This is a genomic window from Larkinella sp. C7 (assembly GCF_006149005.1).
Taxonomy (GTDB): domain Bacteria; phylum Bacteroidota; class Bacteroidia; order Cytophagales; family Spirosomataceae; genus Larkinella.
The window spans coordinates 818590-836214 of record NZ_VBSL01000001.1 but is presented as its reverse complement, the minus strand read 5'-3'; the positions used below and the strand labels follow the sequence as shown (position 1 = coordinate 836214).

The 17625-nt window shown below is 52.1% G+C and carries 17 protein-coding genes; 14 read left to right on the top strand and 3 right to left on the bottom strand.

The window, feature by feature from the left end; genetic code table 11:
* Positions 1-41 precede the first annotated feature (41 nt).
* Both FH871_RS03335 and FH871_RS03330 read left to right on the top strand, forming a co-directional pair.
* Positions 42-425 carry a hypothetical protein gene (locus FH871_RS03335; protein ID WP_138989890.1) on the top strand — a complete coding sequence of 128 codons (384 nt, stop codon included), beginning with the start codon at positions 42-44 and terminating at the stop codon, positions 423-425.
* A 219-nt stretch (positions 426-644) separates the two neighbouring features.
* Complete coding sequence (locus FH871_RS03330) at positions 645-2072, top strand: sensor histidine kinase (RefSeq protein WP_229316998.1); 1428 nt, start codon at positions 645-647, stop codon at positions 2070-2072.
* Positions 2073-2117: 45 nt separating this feature from the next.
* On the opposite strand, the gene FH871_RS34135 is transcribed toward FH871_RS03330, so the two are convergent.
* Entirely contained in the window at positions 2118-2459 is a 342-nt protein-coding gene (locus FH871_RS34135) for an SdpI family protein (RefSeq protein WP_369008797.1), read from the bottom strand.
* Between the two features lie 84 nt (positions 2460-2543).
* Between FH871_RS34135 and FH871_RS03320 the strand changes: the two genes are divergently transcribed.
* Positions 2544-3233, top strand: a complete 690-nt coding sequence (locus FH871_RS03320) for a LytTR family DNA-binding domain-containing protein (protein WP_138989887.1) — start codon at positions 2544-2546, stop codon at positions 3231-3233.
* Positions 3234-3239: 6 nt separating this feature from the next.
* Here FH871_RS03320 and FH871_RS03315 read toward each other — a convergent pair whose 3' ends face one another.
* Positions 3240-3656, bottom strand: coding sequence for an OsmC family protein (locus tag FH871_RS03315; RefSeq protein ID WP_138989886.1), 417 nt, complete (start codon positions 3654-3656; stop codon positions 3240-3242).
* 222 nt (positions 3657-3878) lie between these two features.
* Here FH871_RS03315 and FH871_RS03310 point away from each other — a divergent pair, with 222 nt between their 5' ends.
* The 9 genes from FH871_RS03310 to FH871_RS03270 all read left to right on the top strand — a co-directional run bounded on the left by FH871_RS03310 (position 3879) and on the right by FH871_RS03270 (position 15222).
* Positions 3879-4601, top strand: coding sequence for a hypothetical protein (locus FH871_RS03310; RefSeq protein WP_229316997.1), 723 nt, complete (start codon positions 3879-3881; stop codon positions 4599-4601).
* Between the two features lie 138 nt (positions 4602-4739).
* On the top strand, positions 4740-5618 hold the full coding sequence (lipA, locus tag FH871_RS03305; RefSeq protein ID WP_114409669.1) for a lipoyl synthase: 879 nt from the start codon (positions 4740-4742) through the stop codon (positions 5616-5618).
* Between the two features lie 108 nt (positions 5619-5726).
* Positions 5727-6887 carry a lycopene cyclase family protein gene (locus FH871_RS03300; RefSeq protein ID WP_138989884.1) on the top strand — a complete coding sequence of 387 codons (1161 nt, stop codon included), beginning with the start codon at positions 5727-5729 and terminating at the stop codon, positions 6885-6887.
* A 342-nt stretch (positions 6888-7229) separates the two neighbouring features.
* Complete coding sequence (locus FH871_RS03295; RefSeq protein WP_138989883.1) at positions 7230-9767, top strand: c-type cytochrome; 2538 nt, start codon at positions 7230-7232, stop codon at positions 9765-9767.
* A 51-nt stretch (positions 9768-9818) separates the two neighbouring features.
* Positions 9819-10877 carry a sugar phosphate isomerase/epimerase gene (locus FH871_RS03290; protein WP_138989882.1) on the top strand — a complete coding sequence of 353 codons (1059 nt, stop codon included), beginning with the start codon at positions 9819-9821 and terminating at the stop codon, positions 10875-10877.
* Between the two features lie 118 nt (positions 10878-10995).
* Complete coding sequence (locus tag FH871_RS03285; protein ID WP_138990245.1) at positions 10996-11781, top strand: SDR family NAD(P)-dependent oxidoreductase; 786 nt, start codon at positions 10996-10998, stop codon at positions 11779-11781.
* A gap of 78 nt (positions 11782-11859) precedes the next feature.
* Entirely contained in the window at positions 11860-13152 is a 1293-nt protein-coding gene (locus tag FH871_RS03280) for an MFS transporter (protein WP_138989881.1), read from the top strand.
* A 133-nt stretch (positions 13153-13285) separates the two neighbouring features.
* On the top strand, positions 13286-14056 hold the full coding sequence (locus FH871_RS03275; protein ID WP_138989880.1) for an SDR family NAD(P)-dependent oxidoreductase: 771 nt from the start codon (positions 13286-13288) through the stop codon (positions 14054-14056).
* 80 nt (positions 14057-14136) lie between these two features.
* Positions 14137-15222, top strand: coding sequence for a lipase family protein (locus FH871_RS03270; protein WP_138989879.1), 1086 nt, complete (start codon positions 14137-14139; stop codon positions 15220-15222).
* Positions 15223-15257: 35 nt separating this feature from the next.
* Here FH871_RS03270 and FH871_RS03265 read toward each other — a convergent pair whose 3' ends face one another.
* A complete protein-coding gene (locus FH871_RS03265) occupies positions 15258-15623 on the bottom strand; it encodes a helix-turn-helix domain-containing protein (protein ID WP_138989878.1) in 366 nt (121 codons plus the stop codon).
* A 107-nt stretch (positions 15624-15730) separates the two neighbouring features.
* Between FH871_RS03265 and FH871_RS03260 the strand changes: the two genes are divergently transcribed.
* A complete protein-coding gene (locus tag FH871_RS03260) occupies positions 15731-16615 on the top strand; it encodes a pirin family protein (protein WP_138989877.1) in 885 nt (294 codons plus the stop codon).
* A gap of 163 nt (positions 16616-16778) precedes the next feature.
* On the top strand, positions 16779-17615 hold the full coding sequence (locus FH871_RS03255) for an ion transporter (protein WP_138989876.1): 837 nt from the start codon (positions 16779-16781) through the stop codon (positions 17613-17615).
* Positions 17616-17625 lie beyond the last annotated feature (10 nt).

Genomic DNA, 17625 nt, shown 5'->3' with positions numbered 1-17625 from the left:
GCGGGCGGTATTGCTTTGGTATAACAAGTAAATAAACCGCCATGATGAGGATAGTAAGCACACTGTTTTTTTTGTTTGTACTCACGACGAATGCAACGGCCCAACTGATGGTTAATCGGGTCGATGTCAATAGCCTGGATATTCAGTATTGCCAATTGGTTTGTGAACACCGTACCGGGTTGACCAGAGAAAAAGTCGAAGTCTACATTGATTACGGGCAAGCCAATTTCCAGCGGAGTGTCTATTGGGAACTTCGCCGTATCGATTCATTGGGGAACTATACCCAGCGTTTCGATACGGTCATGCAGGCCGTCAATTACGTCGAAAAAGCAGGCTGGGAGGTGGCTTCATTCCAAGTGATGCAAGCTACTCGCTATTCATATGACCAGTTCATTTATTTAATGCGGAAAAAACAGCGGCCGTAAACACGTATCTTCCTGACTTGTCCCTCTTCGGCCCATTTTTGTGTCAGTTCACCCCAATTCTCCCACGCATTGCCATTCCCGGCCTAGTTTTGTTGAAAAAACAGATCAGTTATGCGGGAATTAGCGGGTATCCGACGCTTTGAATTGTGGTTCGCCGGGGGAGCGACCTTAATTTACGTTGTCCGAAGGCTTTTGGAAGAAGCGAACCGGATTGACGGAATGATTGAGGTAGTCGAACAAAACCGGGTTTCTTCGGCTATCATTTGGCGGGATCTGGCGGGTTATAACCACATCATCAACAACAATTTTCCGCTGATTGTCGGTGCGGTGCATTTTCTGGCCGCCTGGTACGTTTTTCATTACCTCACCCTTCCGAACTGGAACAGCAAAGACAATGAAGAGAAAATCCGGTTGTATGCCGGTCTGAGTATTTTACTGGTCGTGAGCAGCGTGGCCTTTTATTATTTTGCCAAACTTCATGTGCATTACCGGCAGAACGAAGTGGGTACTACGATTGGCCTGAAAGTGTATTCCTTATACAGCAAGCGAAATGTGCTGGCCGATGCCATCGGCATGGGAATTTTCATCGTTGGGTATGAATTGCTCTGCCAGTTGGGATACTACCTGCATCGAAAAGCCCGCCAGGATGTCTGGTTCATCAGCTTCCTGGTGTGGGGGCCGTTATACACCTTCCTGACGATTTTTGTGCTGGGAGGAAACCTGCCCGAAAGACTCTGGCAAAGTCCGGTTTTTGAAATCCTGCTTACGCTGGCTATTCCCATTCAGGTGTATATTCTACAGGCGTATATCTATACGTCACTGTTGCCCTATATCCGAAGCTTTCGCACGACCGAGTTTCTGGGTCGTTTGTTGGCCGGTTTGCTGATCTGGTTTCTGCTCAGTGCGATGCTCTGGGGCGCCCGCACCTATTTCAGGTTTCCCAATTCAGGGCTGAACAATACGTTGTCGATACTGACGCTTTTTTGCGCGGTTATCATTGCCCTGCTGCGCCGGACTTCGGTTAAAGAAAAGGTCGCGTTGCAAACCCAGGTTTCCCACACTTCCGCCGAACTGGCGGGCCTCCAGTCCCAGATCAATCCGCATTTTTTGTTCAACGCTCTCAATAGTCTTTATGCCACGGCTTTGAAAGAAAACAGCGAAAAAACCGCCGACGGGATTCAGAAACTGGGCGATATGATGCGGTTCATGTTGCAGGAAAACAACCGGGATCGGATTTCGCTGGAAAAAGAGGTGGAATATTTGCGTAATTACATCGAGCTCCAGCGGATGCGGCTGGACGAATCGCACGGAATCGAAATTCGGGTGACGATTCAGGAACCGGATCGGGACATATCCATTGCGCCAATGATGCTGATTCCGTTCGTCGAAAATGCCTTCAAACACGGGATTAGTCTGCGTAAACCGTCCTGGATTTTTGTTACCTTGACCCTCGATCACGCAACGATTTACTTCAAAGTTCACAATTCGCGCCATCCGGGACTGGTCAATGACCCGGAGAGAGAGCATACCGGCATTGGTCTGGAAAATGTCAGCAAACGGCTGGAGTTAATTTACCCCGGACGGCATACGCTGGCCATTCAGGCGTCGGAACAGGATTATTTTGTTGCTTTAACGATTCGCTATTGAATGTTAACCGCCATCCGTTCAGTAATCTATTCGTATCGCTATTTGTTAAATTTTCCGTTTCCCTGAGCTGTCAAAGATGGCATTTAACTTTAATTCGACCAGGATGATACTGAGTAAGATCAGTAACGAAAGTAAAAATATTGTAATCAGGAAAAAATTCTTTAAACTATAAAATACATGAATTATTCCGTCTCTTCTTAAAAATGATAAGGTTATGGATAAAATAATAGAATAGATACTAATTAAATTTAACATATATTTTGAGGCAAATCCATTGGCCGTCGTCCATGTGTCACTATTAATCATAGAAAGCTTGGTTCTATAACCATAAAATAGATTGATCTTTTTCGGTGGGTAAAAATAATATAATAAAGACGCTATTAGCATAACTAAAGGTGGGGAATAGACAACAATTAACCATTTCATGTATATAGATATTAAAAACCGGTATTTGAAATCAGTATACCGCACATGTTAACCGCCATCGCTATCGACGACGAACCGCAGGCTTTGGAAGTCGTCCGGCTCCATGCCGCCAAAGTGCCGTTTCTTGATTTAAAAGCGAGTTTTACGGATGCGTTTGAAGCGATTCCGTATTTGCAAAAGCACAAAACCGACCTGATTTTTCTGGATATAAAAATGCCGGATATTTCGGGGATCGAGTTTGTGCGCTGCCTGCAAACCGTGCCGATGGTGGTTTTTACCACGGCTTATTCCGATTACGCCGTTCAGGGCTTTGAACTGGATGCCATCGACTATCTATTGAAACCGTTTCCGTTGGCCCGTTTCCTGAAAGCCTGCAACAAGGCACTGGATTACAAGAATTTACGGGATAGTGAGGCCGAAGAATTTATTTTTGTTAAAACCGGCTACGAGGAAGAAAAGGTCTGGCTGGATGATATTTTATATCTGGAATCCGACGGGAATTATGTGACGTTCGTCCTGAAAAACCGCAAGGTCCTGAGCCGCCAGACCCTGTCGGATATTCCGCGAATTTTGCCGGAAAGTCAATTTGTCCGTGTACACCGATCCTACAGTATTTCGCTCCGGAAAATCGAGAAAATTGCCCGGAACGAAATCACCATCGCCGGTTTTAAAATTCCCGTTGGCGCTTCCTATGAAGATAAACTAACGGAAATTAAAGCCCGGCTTCTGAAATAGAATCACTCATTCCTTCCACTCAAACCGGATCACCTGCTCCAGATCCGGGTGCAGGCTGAGGGCAACGGGGCAGGTGTGGGCGGTATGCTCCATTTTGGCCCGAAACGCTTCCGTATGGGCTTCCGAGGGCGGCATCACGATGTCGACTTCAATGCGAACAATCCGCCGGGGAGCGTCTTTCGACATCACTTTCGTAATCGACAATTCGCCGTTGGTCAGTTCGATGCCGTCGCGCCGGGCCACTATTCCCATCGTGGTGATGATGCAGCTACCCAGTGAAGTTGCCGTCAGATCGGTTGGTGAAAAGGCCTCGCCTTTGCCGGTATTGTCGGTGGGGGCGTCGGTCAGAATTCGGGTGCCGGACTGGAGGTGAACCGCTTCCGTCCGCAAGTCTCCTAAGTAGGTTGTTTGTACCGTGGGCATAAGACCAAAAACTAAAATCCTGTTTGTGTACAACTATAAATTGAAAAATATAAATTGCTTCACGCAACCATCCAATGACTCAGACCGTTACTCAATAGAACGAGGAAGTTACAAGAGACGCGTTGGTTGATGCCGGCGATAATTTCGTAGTGTCAAAGTAAACTGTTATTTTTATCCTTACAAAAGTTTTCTATTACGACCGTGTCACGAGTTTTACCGATAGTGTCCATCTTAGGCCTGCTGCTAAGCGTTTGCCGTGCGCAGGCTCAGACTGCCGATACCGACGAGGATAAGTATACAACTGTTACCACCTACGGTGTAACGACCAATACGAACTCCGGTATTTTAGGCGGTTTTGTTTTCCGGCATTCCAAAGCGTTGCCGAACCTGTTTCAGGGAAAGCGGCAGTTTCGGTATATGGCCCTCGAAATTGTCAATGTGAAGCATCCCAAAGAGGTGCAGTCACAGACGCCCTATTCGGGAGCGCGGTATGTATACAACAAGCAGAATTATCTTTTCGTCGTCCGGCCGCAGTATGGTCGCGAAATATCGCTCTTTACCCGGACTGCCGATGAAGGCATTGCGATCAACGGTATTGTTGCCGTTGGGCCGTCCATTGGTGTCATCAAGCCCTATTACGTGCAGTATACGACCAGTCCGGGACAGGTCGATACCCGTCCGTTCGACCCCAGTTTGCAACCCGAACTGATCGTGGGCGCCGGAAGTTTCTTTCAGGGTTTTGACAAGTCCAAATTAACGCTGGGTCTGAATTTCAAAGCCGCCGTGGCTTTCGAACTGAGCGCGTTTCGGAACAACATGACGGGGCTGGAAATTGGTTTTCTGGCCGAAGCGTTCCCCAAAGAAGTGGTGATCATGAATGCTACCAACAACCGCAGCGTGTATACTTCCGGATTCGTAACGCTGTTTTTTGGTAACAAACGATAAGTAGTACTAAATCAGGATGCGTTGGGAATTTGGGGTTATTGGTGGCAAAAGCCGACTCACAATTCATAACGCATCTTTCTTTTTAAGAACTTTACTGCCCGAAAATTCCTTGTGTAAAAAACAGGATTGAGGTTTGCCATGATTGAACTTCCCGTAATTCCCTCCGAAACACAACGAAAGAAACGCCCCGACTGGCTGCGGGTAAAATTGCCCATTGGCCCGGAATATGCCAAAGTCCGCAAATTAGTCGATACGTATAAACTGCATACCATTTGTGAAAGCGGCAATTGCCCGAACATGGGCGAGTGCTGGGGCGCCGGTACGGCTACTTTCATGATTCTGGGCAACGTCTGCACGCGGAGCTGTACGTTCTGTGCCGTCGCAACGGGTCGCCCGAACGAATACGATACCGACGAACCCCGCCGGGTGGCCGAAGCCATTCTGCTGATGAAAGTCAAACACGCCGTTCTGACGTCGGTGAACCGCGACGAACTGAAAGACCGGGGGGCCGAAATCTGGTACCAGACCGTGCGGGCCGTGAAAGAGGTGTCGCCCACCACCACCATCGAAACGCTCATTCCGGATACCAAAGGCAACTGGGATGCGCTGATCCGGATGATTGAAGCCGGGCAGGAAGTGGTTTCACACAACATGGAAACCGTCGAGCGGCTGTACCGTCGTGTGCGTCCGCAGGCCCGGTACGAACGCAGCCTGGAACAAATTCGCCGGACGAAAGACTTTGGCCAGCGGACCAAATCGGGCATCATGCTGGGGCTGGGCGAAACCGTCGACGAAGTGCTGAAAGCAATGGACGATCTGGTCGAACACGGCCTGGACATTCTAACGCTGGGTCAGTATCTGCAACCGACCAAAATGCACCACGAAGTGATCGAATGGATTCATCCTGACACGTTCGCAATGTACCGGGAGGAAGGCCTGAAACGCGGGTTGAAATACGTCGAATCCGGGCCTTTGGTCCGTTCGTCCTACCATGCCGAGCGGCATGTGAACGTCTGATCCCACATAATTGGATTAAAAAGAAGGGGAGGAGTGGAAAAGAGGTTTTTAAAGCCTTTTTCCGCTCCTCCCTTTTTCCTTACCTCCTTTTTTGCTTTCTTGTTCATAATGAAAAAATACGACTTCATCATCGCGGGGGGCGGAATGGCTGGGTTAAGCCTGGCGTATTACCTGAGCCTGTCGTCCCTCCGTGACCGTTCCATCCTGATTCTCGACAAAGAAACCAAACACCGGAACGACCGGACGTGGTGTTTCTGGGAAGATCAGGAAGGGCCGTTTGAGTCGATTTTATTTCGGAAATGGGATACTGTCGAGTTTTTCGGAACCACCTTCAACGGGATGCTCGATATGGGAGCTTATCAGTATAAAATGCTGCGCGGCATTGATTTTTATACGTTTATGAAGAATCACCTCGCGCAGTTTCCGTCCATTGAGTTTCGGCAGGTGACCGTCAATCGCGTCAAGGACACGCCCCAGGGCGGTTTTGTAATCGCCGATGACGAACCTTACATTGCCGACTACGTGTTTGACAGCACCCATTTGCTCAAACTGAACCGCTCCGAAAACCACAACCTGTGGCAACATTTCAAAGGCTGGACGATTACTGCCGAAAAACCATGTTTCGATGTCGACAAGCCCTGCATGATGGATTTTCGGGTGGATCAGCAGGGCGATTGCCGGTTTTTGTACGTGCTCCCCTTTGATGACCGGACCGCGCTGGTCGAATACACGATTTTCAACGACCGGCTGTTGTCGGACGAACAGTACGAAAATGCGCTCCTGAGTTACATCGATCGGTTTATCGATACGGGAAGTTACGCGGTTCAGGAAACGGAATTTGGCATCATCCCGATGTCCGACGAGCCGACGACCGAACGCCCGGGCAAGCACGTCATCCGGATCGGGACGGCAGGTGGTTACACAAAACCCTCGACAGGATACACCTTTCAGCGAACGCAGCGGTATTTGCGCGAAATCGTTCAGAATCTGGCGGCAAACGGCAAACCCAAACGTCGTAAGCCGTGGCTACGGCGGGTGTTCAAGCGGTTTCTGGACAGTGTGCTGCTGAATGTGCTGCAATACCACCGTCATCCGGCCGACGATGTGTTCACCCGCCTGTATCAACGCAACCCGCCCGCGCAGATTTTCCGGTTTCTGGATGAAGACACAACGCTGGCCGAAGATCTCAAAATTATGACCACGGTTCCGCTGGGAGCCTTTACGATTGCGGCCTTTGATGTGATTCGCAAGCGCGTTTTCCGGGTTTGACCTGAACGCAACTAACTGCTTATAAGTGTAAAGTGCCGTTTTGCCCCGTTAGGGGCAGCACAGCATAGCGTCGGTAGCTACATCAGTTCCCCGCCCTTTCCCGCGTGCCGTCAGGTACAAAACCGGCTGTTTGATGGGCATCATTGCGTACCTCACGGCACGCGGTTGGGGGATTTGCCTTAACCAACCGACGCTGCGCTATTAGATCCCTACGGGATCATGACGGATACCTCTATCAACCATCTTCCAGGAAAACGGATAAAAGGCGCTGATTGTACCAAAACAGATGAGTAGTATTTTACTAAAAATTCTTTATTATGTAATAATGACAAAAAGCGTCTCATGGTTAAGCGCGTCTATTACCTTTACCTGATCGGTGCCGGGCTGCTGGGCCTGTTGGGTTTCATCACGATTCGGCAAGACTCTCCGTCGCCGGTTCGAACACCCGCCGAAGAGCTGGCGACCTTCCAGATTGAGCCGGGGTTAAAGGTTCAACTGGTTGCGTCGGAGCCGATGGTTCAGGACCCGGTTGTGATTACCTTCGATGAAGATGGCCGACTCTGGGTAGTCGAAATGCGGGGATTCATGCCCAACATGGACGGTACCGGCGAAGAAAAACCGGTGGGCCGCATTTCGGTATTGGAAGATACGAACGGCGACGGGCAGATGGACGTCAGTAAAGTCTACCTCGACAGTCTGGTCATGCCCCGGGCGCTGGCACTGGTTCCGGGTGGCGCCTTGGTGGTCGAAAGTGGCGCTCTGTGGATGACCAACGACCGCAATGGCGATCTGAAAGCCGATACAAAAACGCTGATCGACCCAACCTATGCGGCCAACGGTTTGCCCGAACACGCCGGGAATGGCCTCTGGCGCAGCATGGACAACTGGTATTACAACGCCAAATCGCGCCTTCGCTACCGGCTGAACGACGGAAAATGGGAGCGCGACAGCACGGAATTTCGGGGGCAGTGGGGCATCAGCCACGACGATGAAGGTCGACTTTATTACAACTACAACTGGTCGCAACTCCACGCCGATCTGGTTCCGCCGAATTACCTTTCCCGCAATAAAAACCATACGCCAACCACCGGCATCGACCACGGCCTGACCATCGACCGTCGGGTGTATCCGATCCGGCCGACACCGGCGGTGAACCGGGGTTACATTCCCGGAACGTTGAATAAAGAAGGTCGGCTGCTGGAATTTACGGCGGCCTGTTCACCCCTGGTCTACCGGGGAACGGCCTTGCCAGCCGCCTATTACGGCAATGTTTTTGTCTGCGAACCCGCGGGCAATCTGGTCAAACGCAACGTCGCCGAAGACAATGGGCTACTGATAACGGCGCAGGATCCCAATCCGGGCCGGGAGTTTCTGGCTTCGACCGACGAAAGGTTTCGGCCGGTTCATCAGGCAACGGGTCCCGACGGCGCGCTTTACGTGGCGGATATGTACCGGGGTCTGGTGCAGCACAAAGCGTATGTAACCCCCTATTTGCGGGAACAGACGATCAGCCGGGGGCTGGTCATGCCGATCAACCGGGGGCGAATCTGGCGGATTGTGCCGGAAAACTGGAAACCGACCAAACCAGCTAAGTTATCAAAAACCGCATCCAAAGACCTGATTCGGGAATTGTCGAGCCCCGACGGCTGGCACCGGGATATGGCGCAGCGACTGCTCGTGGAGCGCAACGACAAAACCGTGCGGCAGCCGCTCACCGAGTTGGTGCTGAAAGGCAAAAGCCAACTGGGGCGGTTTCACGCGTTATGGACGCTGGACGGCCTGAAACTGAGCAGTCCGGAACTGCTTTTGAGTCTGCTGGCCGATCCCAACACGCTGGTCAAAACCACCGCGCTGCGGCTGCTGGAACCGATGGCCCAAACAAACCCGGCGGTTCGGGCCAAACTGGAAGCGCAACTACTGAGAGCCTGGGAAAAAGCCCCCATCGAGCAGGTGCTTCAAATGACCTTTACGGCGGGTGTTCTCTCCCCGAACGTGTCTCATCAACTTCTGGCCGGGATTGTAAACCGGTACGGAAATACCGCCCTGATCCGGGATGCCGCCCTCAGCAGTCTTCAGAATCAGGAGTTTGCGTTTTTGCAAAGCTTGATGAAATCGCCCCAGTGGCAGGCGCATGAACCTTCGAAGGAGATTTTTCTGGAAATGCTGACCACATCGATTGTTCGGAAGCGGAATCCGGCTGAACTCGCCGACCTGTTGAACCAACTGGACCGGGAGTCGCTGGGATGGCAGGAAAAAGCCGTTCTCACCAGCCTGTCCATTCAGGGCAATACCACCAAAAAACCGATCCGGCTCGAAACCGCCCCCACACTGCTGACTCATTCCAACACGAAAATCGAGCCGTTCCGTCTGGAGGGCTTAAATCTGCTTTTTGAATGGCCCGGACACACCGCCGTCAAGAGTAGCGCAACCAAAAAGAACCCCTTGAGCGATGAGGAGCAGAAATTGTTTGCGTCAGGACGGCAACTGTATCTGAGTACCTGCTCGGGTTGTCACGGCACGGACGGAGCCGGCCTGAACCGGTTCGGCCCTCCGCTCGTGGGCTCGGATTGGGTATTGGGCGATGAAAAACGGCTGGCATTGATTCTGTTGCACGGCATGGAAGGGCCGGTAGAAGTGGGCAAAAAGGTGTACAATGCGCCGGAGATTCTGCCGGTGATGCCTGCTCATTCCACGATGGATGATGCCTCGATCACGTCCATTTTAATGTACATCCGCAACGAATGGGGGAATAACGCCGGGCCGATTGGCCGGAGAACCGTCGGGATGACCCGCATTACGTCGCAGGGGCGCGTTATGCCCTGGACCGCCAAAGAATTGAACAGCTATATGCTGGAAGCCAAAGCCGCGGGCGGGAAATAAATCCGCCCGAAAGCAAGATCGAATACAGACTATTCCAAACCCGTAATCCGCATGTACAGACGTGACTTTATACAAAAGGCGACCCTGGGTGCCCTGGTGCTCTCGTGGCCTACAATGCCCGCTTTCCTGAAAGACGTACCGATGGGCGTGGTCGTGCATTCCTACGGAAGTCGCTGGAATTCAAAGGTCGAAAGCAAAAAATACCCCGGTTTTACGAGCGCAATTGAATTAATCGATCACTGCAAGGAAATCGGCGCGGGCGGGGTTCAGACGGTGGTCAAAGACTGGTCGGCCGAGTTTGCCAAAAAAGTGCGTACGGAACGGGAGAAAACGGGCCTGTATCTGGAAGGGTCCATCGGCTTACCCAAAAAAGCGGAACAGGTAGCGGCTTTTGAGCAGGAAGTCATCAACGCGAAAGAAGCGGGCGCAACGGTTTTACGGACGGTTTGTTCGAGCGGTCGGCGGTATGAAACCTACCATTCCAACGAAGAGTGGCAGGCGTTGAAGAAAAATGCGCTGGTTTCGCTGCAACTGTCGGAACCGGTTCTGCGCAAACACAAAGTCAAACTGGCGGTCGAAAACCATAAGGACTGGCGGGCCGACGAACTGGTGACGATCCTGAAACAGATTGACAGTGAGTGGGTTGGTGTGACGCTGGACTTTGGTAATAGCATCGCCCTGCTGGAAGAACCGATGGCCGTGGTGCAAACGCTGGCTCCCTATGTGTTTACAACCCACGTCAAAGACATGGGCGTGGCCGAATATGCGGACGGTTTTCTGTTGTCGGAAGTACCGCTCGGCAGCGGCATCCTGGATCTGCAAAAAATGGTGGCCATCTGTAAAAAACACAACCCGGCTGTTACCTTCAACCTGGAAATGATTACCCGTGATCCGCTGGAAATACCATGCCGAAAAGAGACCTATTGGGAAACCTTTGCAGGCATCCCGCGTGAAGACATGAACCGGACGCTTCGCATGGTCAAACAGCATTCCTACAAACCGGCACTTCCGAAGGTCTCCCAACTTTCTCCCGAAGAACGACTGGCGGTTGAGGAGAAAAACATCGTTTCCTGCCTTTCCTACAGTAGCAGCAAACTGGGGCTTAACTAGAGTTTCCGGTTTTCAGTTTTCGGTGGTTGACGTCCGATTGGAATGCGTCAGTCCCGGCGGGGAGCCGCACCGGAAACCGTAAACTGAAAACCGTAAACTGAAAACCAATCAACGAATGATGAGTAAAGAAACACTGCCGGGAATTAAGCAATTTGATTTAAGCGGAAAAGCCGCCATCATTACCGGAGGCTCCAAAGGGCTGGGATTTGCGATGGCGGCCGGTCTCGCTTCGGCCGGAGCGAACGTGATGCTGGTGAACCGGAACGCGGAGGAAGGCGCGAAAGCCGCCGGGGAGCTGAGCCAGGATTTTGGGGTAAAAGTCCTTTCGTTCAGCGCCGATATTACAAGTCAGGAACAGACCGAAGCGATGGCTCAGGCCGCAATCGACGCTTTTGGCCGGATCGATATTCTGATCAACAGTGCCGGAATCAACATCCGAGGGCCCATCGATGAGGTGACGCTGGAAGATTTCAACAAGGTCATGACGGCCAATGTCACCGGCACCTGGCTATGCTGCCGGGCCGTGACGCCCTACATGAAAAAAGCCGGGCGGGGCAGCATCATCAACCTGGCCAGTACGCTGGGGGTTGTGGGTCTGGCCAACCGGACGCCGTATACATCCAGCAAAGGGGCCGTCGTGCAGATGACCCGTGCGCTGGCGCTGGAACTGGCGTCGCATAACATCACCGTCAATGCCATTTGCCCCGGACCGTTTCTGACGGATATGAATCTGCCGATTGCCGACACAGAAGAAGGCAAGAAGTTTGTCGTGGGCGCCACGGCACTGGGTCGCTGGGGGCATCTGCGCGAAATCCAGGGAGCCGCAATCTTCCTCGCCAGTGATGCCGCCACCTACATGGTCGGCTCCCTGCTCACCGTCGATGGCGGCTGGACGGCGAAATAGTTTAACGGTATACGGTTTTTGGTATACCGAAAACCGTATACCGACAACCGTAAACTATACCTAAACCCAAAACCGTAAATGGAACAAGTCATTGGCAAGGCCCCCAAAACCCGGGTACGATACGGGATGCTGGCACTCGTATTCGTCAACGTCGTTATCAACTACTTAGACCGCAGTAATCTCTCGGTGGCTGCGGCTTCGCTGAGCAAAGACCTGGCCCTGTCTCCGGTCGAAATGGGGTACATTTTTTCTGCTTTTGGCTGGACCTACGCGGTGTTGCAAATTCCCGGTGGGCTGGTCGCCGACCGCTTCGGCCCCCGGATCTTGTACGCATTCTGTCTCATTACCTGGTCGATCTCCACTGTATTTCAGGGCTTTGCACGTGGCTTTGCCAGCCTGTTTGCATTGCGGCTGGCCACCGGAGCTTTTGAAGCACCTTCGTATCCGATCAACAACCGGATCGTAACCAGTTGGTTTCCAGACAATGAGCGGGCGGCTGCGACGGCCATGTATGTTTCGGGCCAGTTCATCGGCCTGGCGTTTCTGACACCGGTTCTGGTAACGATTCAGTATTACGCGGGCTGGAAAGGGCTGTTCGTCATCACGGGTTTGGTCGGTTTGGTGTGGGGTATTATCTGGTATCTTTCCTACCGCGATCCGCTGGAGCACAAGGGCGTCAATGAGGCTGAGCTGGCGTATATCGAAGAGGGGGGCGGTTTGTTCCGGGGGAAAAAAACGGGAACAAAGCACACCAGCGTGTGGAGTTGGGAAAATATTAAACTGGTGTTTCGGGGCCGCACGTTATGGGGCGTCTACATCGCCCAGTTTGCCGTGAACGCAACGCTCTGGTTTTTTCTGACCTGGTTTCCCACCTATCTGGTGAAATACCGGGGCCTGGATTTTATCAAATCCGGTTACCTGGCTTCCATTCCGTTTCTGGCCGCCTGCGCCGGGGTTCTGTTGTCCGGCTTCCTGTCCGATAATCTGGTCAAAAAGGGCTGGTCGGTGAGCGCGGCCCGAAAGACGCCGATCATCGTCGGGCTCATTTTATCGACCAGCATTGTGGGTGCCAACTACAGCACCGACACGGCCTACATCATTTTCTTCATGGCCTTTTCGTTTTTCGGAGCCGGTATGGCGCTGATTTCCTGGGTTTTCGTCTCCTTGTTATCACCGAAACACCTGATTGGATTAACGGGTGGCGTCTTCAATTTCATGGGCAATCTGGCGTCGATTATCGTTCCGATCGTCATCGGCTATCTGGCCAAAGACGGTGATTTCAAACCGGCTCTGGTCTTTATCGGCGCTCTGGGTCTGATCGGTGCCTGTTCGTATATTTTTCTGGTAGGGAAAATTGAGCGGAGAGGATAGAAAAGAATGATAAATGTAAAATGCTGAATGTTAAATGTAAAAGGGCCGGTTTGAAATTTTTTTACATTTAACATTCAGCATTTTGCATTTATCATTCCTGAAAAATTTTGATCTTCTTATTAATCCATTACGTATGAGTGATTTAGTATTCCCTGACCGCTACAGAGGTCAGGTTGCTATCGTTACCGGTGGCGCAGACGGTTTAGGAAAAGCCATTGCCCGGCGGCTGGGTGCTGAGGGTGCTTCCCTGGCCTTGTTCGACCGGAATGCGGTTTTGCTGGAACAAACGGCGGAGGAACTGACGGCTTTGGGCGTTGTTGTTCGGACGTATACCGTGGACATTTCGCAGGAAGAACAGGTCAAACAAGCCGTGGCGCAAACCGTGGCGGATTTCGGGCAACTCGATGTGGTGGTGCATTCGGCGGGGATTGTCGGGCCTACCAGCACCAATATTACGTCCTACACGTCGGCTGATTTTGAAAAGCTGCTTGCCGTCAACCTGTTCGGGAGTTTCCTCATTACCAAATACACCGTCGGGCACATGGCCAGCCGGCAATATGGCCGGATTCTGCTCATTGCGTCCATCGCCGGAAAAGAAGGCAATCCCGGCATGGTGGGCTATTCGGTCAGCAAAGCGGGTGTGATCGGGTTGGTGAAAGCCATTGCCAAGGAATACGCAACCGCCGGAATCACCGTCAACGGGCTGGCCCCGGCTGTGATCAGAACCGCCATGAACGCCGACACCGCCCCCGAACAACTGGCCTACATGACCGCCAAAATCCCGATGGGACGCCTGGGTGAAACGGACGAAGTGGCGGCTATGGCCTGTTTCATCGTTTCTCCCGAAAATAGTTTTTCAACCGGGTTTATCTACGATATTTCGGGTGGCAGGGCAACGTATTGAGCAGGAAGAAACAAATCGGCGGATTTCGTAAATCAAAAAGGTTGATCAATCCGTTACCGTCGTAACCAATTACGCTCCGTATGAAAACACGATTTCTACTGCTTCTGATTGTATCGGTTGGCTTGCTTTTCGGGCGTGTTTCGGCACAATCGAACCCGCTGAAACCCGGTTTCGAAAAGGCTGAATACCTGGAAATGCTGCGGGTGGGCGCTGGCCACATTGACTCGGTGACGATTGATCCTCCGCAAGGCTACAAGAAAGTATATCGCTCGCCCGTTGTGGGTCTCGACAACCGCTGGGAGTTGTGGCAGGGCGACAACGGCGTTGCCGTGATCAGCATTCGGGGCACCACCCTCGACCCGCTGGGCTGGATTGAAAACTTCTATGCCGCGATGGTGCCCGCCACGGGCCAGATCCAGTTGAGCGCCAATGAGCCGTTTTCCTACAAACTGGCTAAAAATCCGCGTGCGGCTGTACACGCCGGTTGGCTGATCGGAATGGCGTATCTGGCCAAAGACATCCTGCCAAAAATGGATTCCTGCATTCAGAAAGGCACCAAAGAATTCATGATCACCGGGATCAGTCAGGGGGGCGCTATCACCTTTTTAATGACATCGTACCTCTCCAATTTGCGGGGCAACCGGTTGCCCGCCGACCTCCGGTTCAAAACCTACAGCATTGCCGCGCCAAAGCCGGGCAATCTTTCGTATGCGTATGATTATGAAGTCCTTACGCAAAGTGGCTGGGCGTTTAATGTGGTCAATTCCGCCGACTGGGTTCCCGAATTTCCGTTGACAGTTCAGACTACCGATGATTTCAACCTGACCAATCCCGTTACGACGATTCGCAAGGCCATCCGGAATCAGAAGTTTCTCAACCGGGTGATGTTCAATTACGTTTTCAATAAGATGGATAAACCGTCCCGCAAAGCGCAGAAGCAATACCAGCGGTTTCTGGGGAACTACATCAGCAAGGCCGTCAGTAAAAATTTGCCGGATTACCAGCCGCCGACTTATTTCCCAAGCAGTCATTTCATGCGGGCCGGGCAAACCATCGTTCTGGATGCCGACGAAGCGTATTTCCAGCAGTTTCCGGCTGACCCCAAAAAACTCTTTCAAAACCACCTGCTGAATCCGTATCTGTTTTTAGGAAATCGGCTGAAGTAAGTGGGTAATTTCTCCTGAAAAGGGATCGTCGGGCGTTACTCGCCTGACGATCCTTTCAGGATGATTTCCCGGTGCAAAACGCCCCATTTTCGCAGGGCTTCAATGACTTCATCCAGCGACTTGCTGTGAGGGGTCAGGGCGTAGGTGACCTTCACCGGGAAGGTGTCTTCCACGGTCCGTTTCACCAGTCCGTTCATCGTCAGATCTTGTAACTCCTTGGATAACACGCGGTCAGTTATGCCGTGAACCTCCCGGGCAATTTCGCTGAAACGCTTCTCCCCAAAGGTTAGCGCCACGATGATGGGCAATTTCCATTTGCCATTCAGCACATCCAGGGCGTCCCGAATGGGTCTTAAAATTCCCGTACATTCCGAGTGGTTCAATTCGACGGGCTTTTCCATATTTTCCGGTTTGCTATCTAAAAGGATAGCGCTATTAAAAAGTATAGTGCTTACAAATGAATAGTAAATATAGGTAAATTTGTTTACGAAATAAAAAGAATACAGACATGGAAACACAACAAGACGTGATGATCCGGCGCAAGCTGGTCAACGTATATACGCCACCCGCTCAACCGGGATTTCTGGGACCCGACCACACGGCCCGCGCGGTCATTCATACCAGCTTTGCCGAAAGTGATCCTTTTATCCTGTTGATGGATGACGTGCTCGACAAAAAGGGGGGTGAGCCAGTGGGCGGTCCGCATCCCCATGCCGGCTTTGAAACGGTTACGCTGATCCTGGAAGGCGAACTGGGGGATGGTGACCACCGGATGAAAGCGGGCGATTTCCAGATGATGACCGCCGGAAGCGGGATTGTTCACACGGAAACCATCGACCGGAAAACGAGAATGCGGCTTTTGCAATTATGGCTCAATCTGCCTAAAAAAGACCGTTGGACTGCACCCCGCGTTCAGGATGTGACGGTAGAGACGGTTCCCCGCGTGTCTGAACCCGGTCTGGAAATCCGGCTTTACAGCGGTTCGTTTGCCGGAATCTCCTCACCGGTTCAGAATCATGTTCCGGTTATTATTGCCGATATTCAGTTGCAATCCGGTGTCAGCACCATCCAACAGCTACCGGCTTCGTTCAAAACCTTTATGTATGTGATTGCAGGCAGCGTGGAGGTCGAAGGCAAACCGTTGAAAGAAAACCAGGTAGGCTGGCTCGATACCTTTTCGGGTGATGCGCTCAGTGACCTTCAACTGACGGCCGGAGAATCGGGGGGACGGGTGATTTTGTATGCCGGACAGCCCCAGCATGATCCGATTGTTTCCTACGGGCCTTTCATTGGCGACACCGAAAGCGACATCAAGGGCTTGTACCAGGCTTTTCGGCAGGGCAAAATGGGGCATGTATCGGTTTTGCCGGAAAACCAGACGTTTCGGTATTGAATTACGGACGCGTCTCGGATTCAGGAAGAAAAGAGGGCTGAAAATGGGTAGTTCGTTCGTATGAATTCGCTTCGGGAATGGGAAGGACGAACTACCCCTTTTAAACCGGACTTCAACAAACGGTGTTAAGCAGGTGGATCGTCCCGTATTAACCACCGCGCCTATGTCCCTGTCTACCCCCAAACCGCCTTCCACGCACTGGCGGCTTCGGCTGCACGAGATTATTTTCGAAGCCGATACGCCCGCCGGGAAGGCGTTCGATATTATTCTGATCGGGAGTATTCTGGTGAGTGTCATCATCGTCATGCTGGAAAGCATCGGCCGGGTCAGGGCGGTGTATGGAGATGAACTGCACCTTGCGGAGTTGTTTTTTACCGTGCTGTTTACCGTTGAATACCTCCTCCGGCTCATCAGCGTGAAGCGACCGCTACGGTATGCACTGAGTTTCTTCGGCATCGTCGATATTCTGGCCATTTTGCCGACCTACCTGAGTTTGTTCGTTCCCGGCACCCAGTATCTGTTCACGATCCGTATTTTGCGGCTGCTCCGGATTTTTCGCATCCTGAAGCTGTCGGCATACCTTTCGGAAGCCACGATTCTGACCAGTGCGTTGCGGGCCAGCCGTCGCAAAATCAGCGTGTTCATCCTGACGGTTCTGTCGCTGGTGGTCGTGCTGGGGTCACTGATGTACATCATCGAGGGGGAAGAAAACGGTTTCGACAGCATTCCGACCAGCATTTACTGGGCCATTGTGACGCTGACGACCGTGGGCTACGGCGACCTTTCCCCCCAAACACCCCTGGGCAAAGCCCTAGCCTCACTCGTCATGATCATGGGCTATGGCATCATTGCGGTTCCCACCGGTATTGTCACCGTTGAACTTTCGCAGGCAGCCCTGAAGCTAAAGCAAGGCGTTTCGTCCCAATCGTGTCCGTCGTGCGGGGCGGAAGGGCACGACGTCGATGCGGTTTTCTGCAAATACTGCGGAACGCACTTATAACGGTTTTCGC

Bases quoted from the DNA above. Each gene is read 5' to 3' on its own strand.
- FH871_RS03300 (WP_138989884.1), top strand. From the start codon at position 5,727: ATGAAAAAATACGACTTCATCATCGCGGGGGGCGGAATGGCTGGGTTA.
- FH871_RS03285 (WP_138990245.1), top strand. From the start codon at position 10,996: ATGAGTAAAGAAACACTGCCGGGAATTAAGCAATTTGATTTAAGCGGA.
- FH871_RS03290 (WP_138989882.1), top strand. From the start codon at position 9,819: ATGTACAGACGTGACTTTATACAAAAGGCGACCCTGGGTGCCCTGGTG.
- FH871_RS03265 (WP_138989878.1), bottom strand. From the start codon at position 15,623: ATGGAAAAGCCCGTCGAATTGAACCACTCGGAATGTACGGGAATTTTA.
- FH871_RS03295 (WP_138989883.1), top strand. From the start codon at position 7,230: ATGGTTAAGCGCGTCTATTACCTTTACCTGATCGGTGCCGGGCTGCTG.
- FH871_RS03260 (WP_138989877.1), top strand. From the start codon at position 15,731: ATGGAAACACAACAAGACGTGATGATCCGGCGCAAGCTGGTCAACGTA.
- FH871_RS03320 (WP_138989887.1), top strand. From the start codon at position 2,544: ATGTTAACCGCCATCGCTATCGACGACGAACCGCAGGCTTTGGAAGTC.
- FH871_RS03280 (WP_138989881.1), top strand. From the start codon at position 11,860: ATGGAACAAGTCATTGGCAAGGCCCCCAAAACCCGGGTACGATACGGG.
- FH871_RS03330 (WP_229316998.1), top strand. From the start codon at position 645: ATGATTGAGGTAGTCGAACAAAACCGGGTTTCTTCGGCTATCATTTGG.
- FH871_RS03270 (WP_138989879.1), top strand. From the start codon at position 14,137: ATGAAAACACGATTTCTACTGCTTCTGATTGTATCGGTTGGCTTGCTT.
- FH871_RS03335 (WP_138989890.1), top strand. From the start codon at position 42: ATGATGAGGATAGTAAGCACACTGTTTTTTTTGTTTGTACTCACGACG.
- FH871_RS03255 (WP_138989876.1), top strand. From the start codon at position 16,779: ATGTCCCTGTCTACCCCCAAACCGCCTTCCACGCACTGGCGGCTTCGG.
- lipA (WP_114409669.1), top strand. From the start codon at position 4,740: ATGATTGAACTTCCCGTAATTCCCTCCGAAACACAACGAAAGAAACGC.
- FH871_RS03275 (WP_138989880.1), top strand. From the start codon at position 13,286: ATGAGTGATTTAGTATTCCCTGACCGCTACAGAGGTCAGGTTGCTATC.
- FH871_RS34135 (WP_369008797.1), bottom strand. From the start codon at position 2,459: ATGCTAATAGCGTCTTTATTATATTATTTTTACCCACCGAAAAAGATC.
- FH871_RS03315 (WP_138989886.1), bottom strand. From the start codon at position 3,656: ATGCCCACGGTACAAACAACCTACTTAGGAGACTTGCGGACGGAAGCG.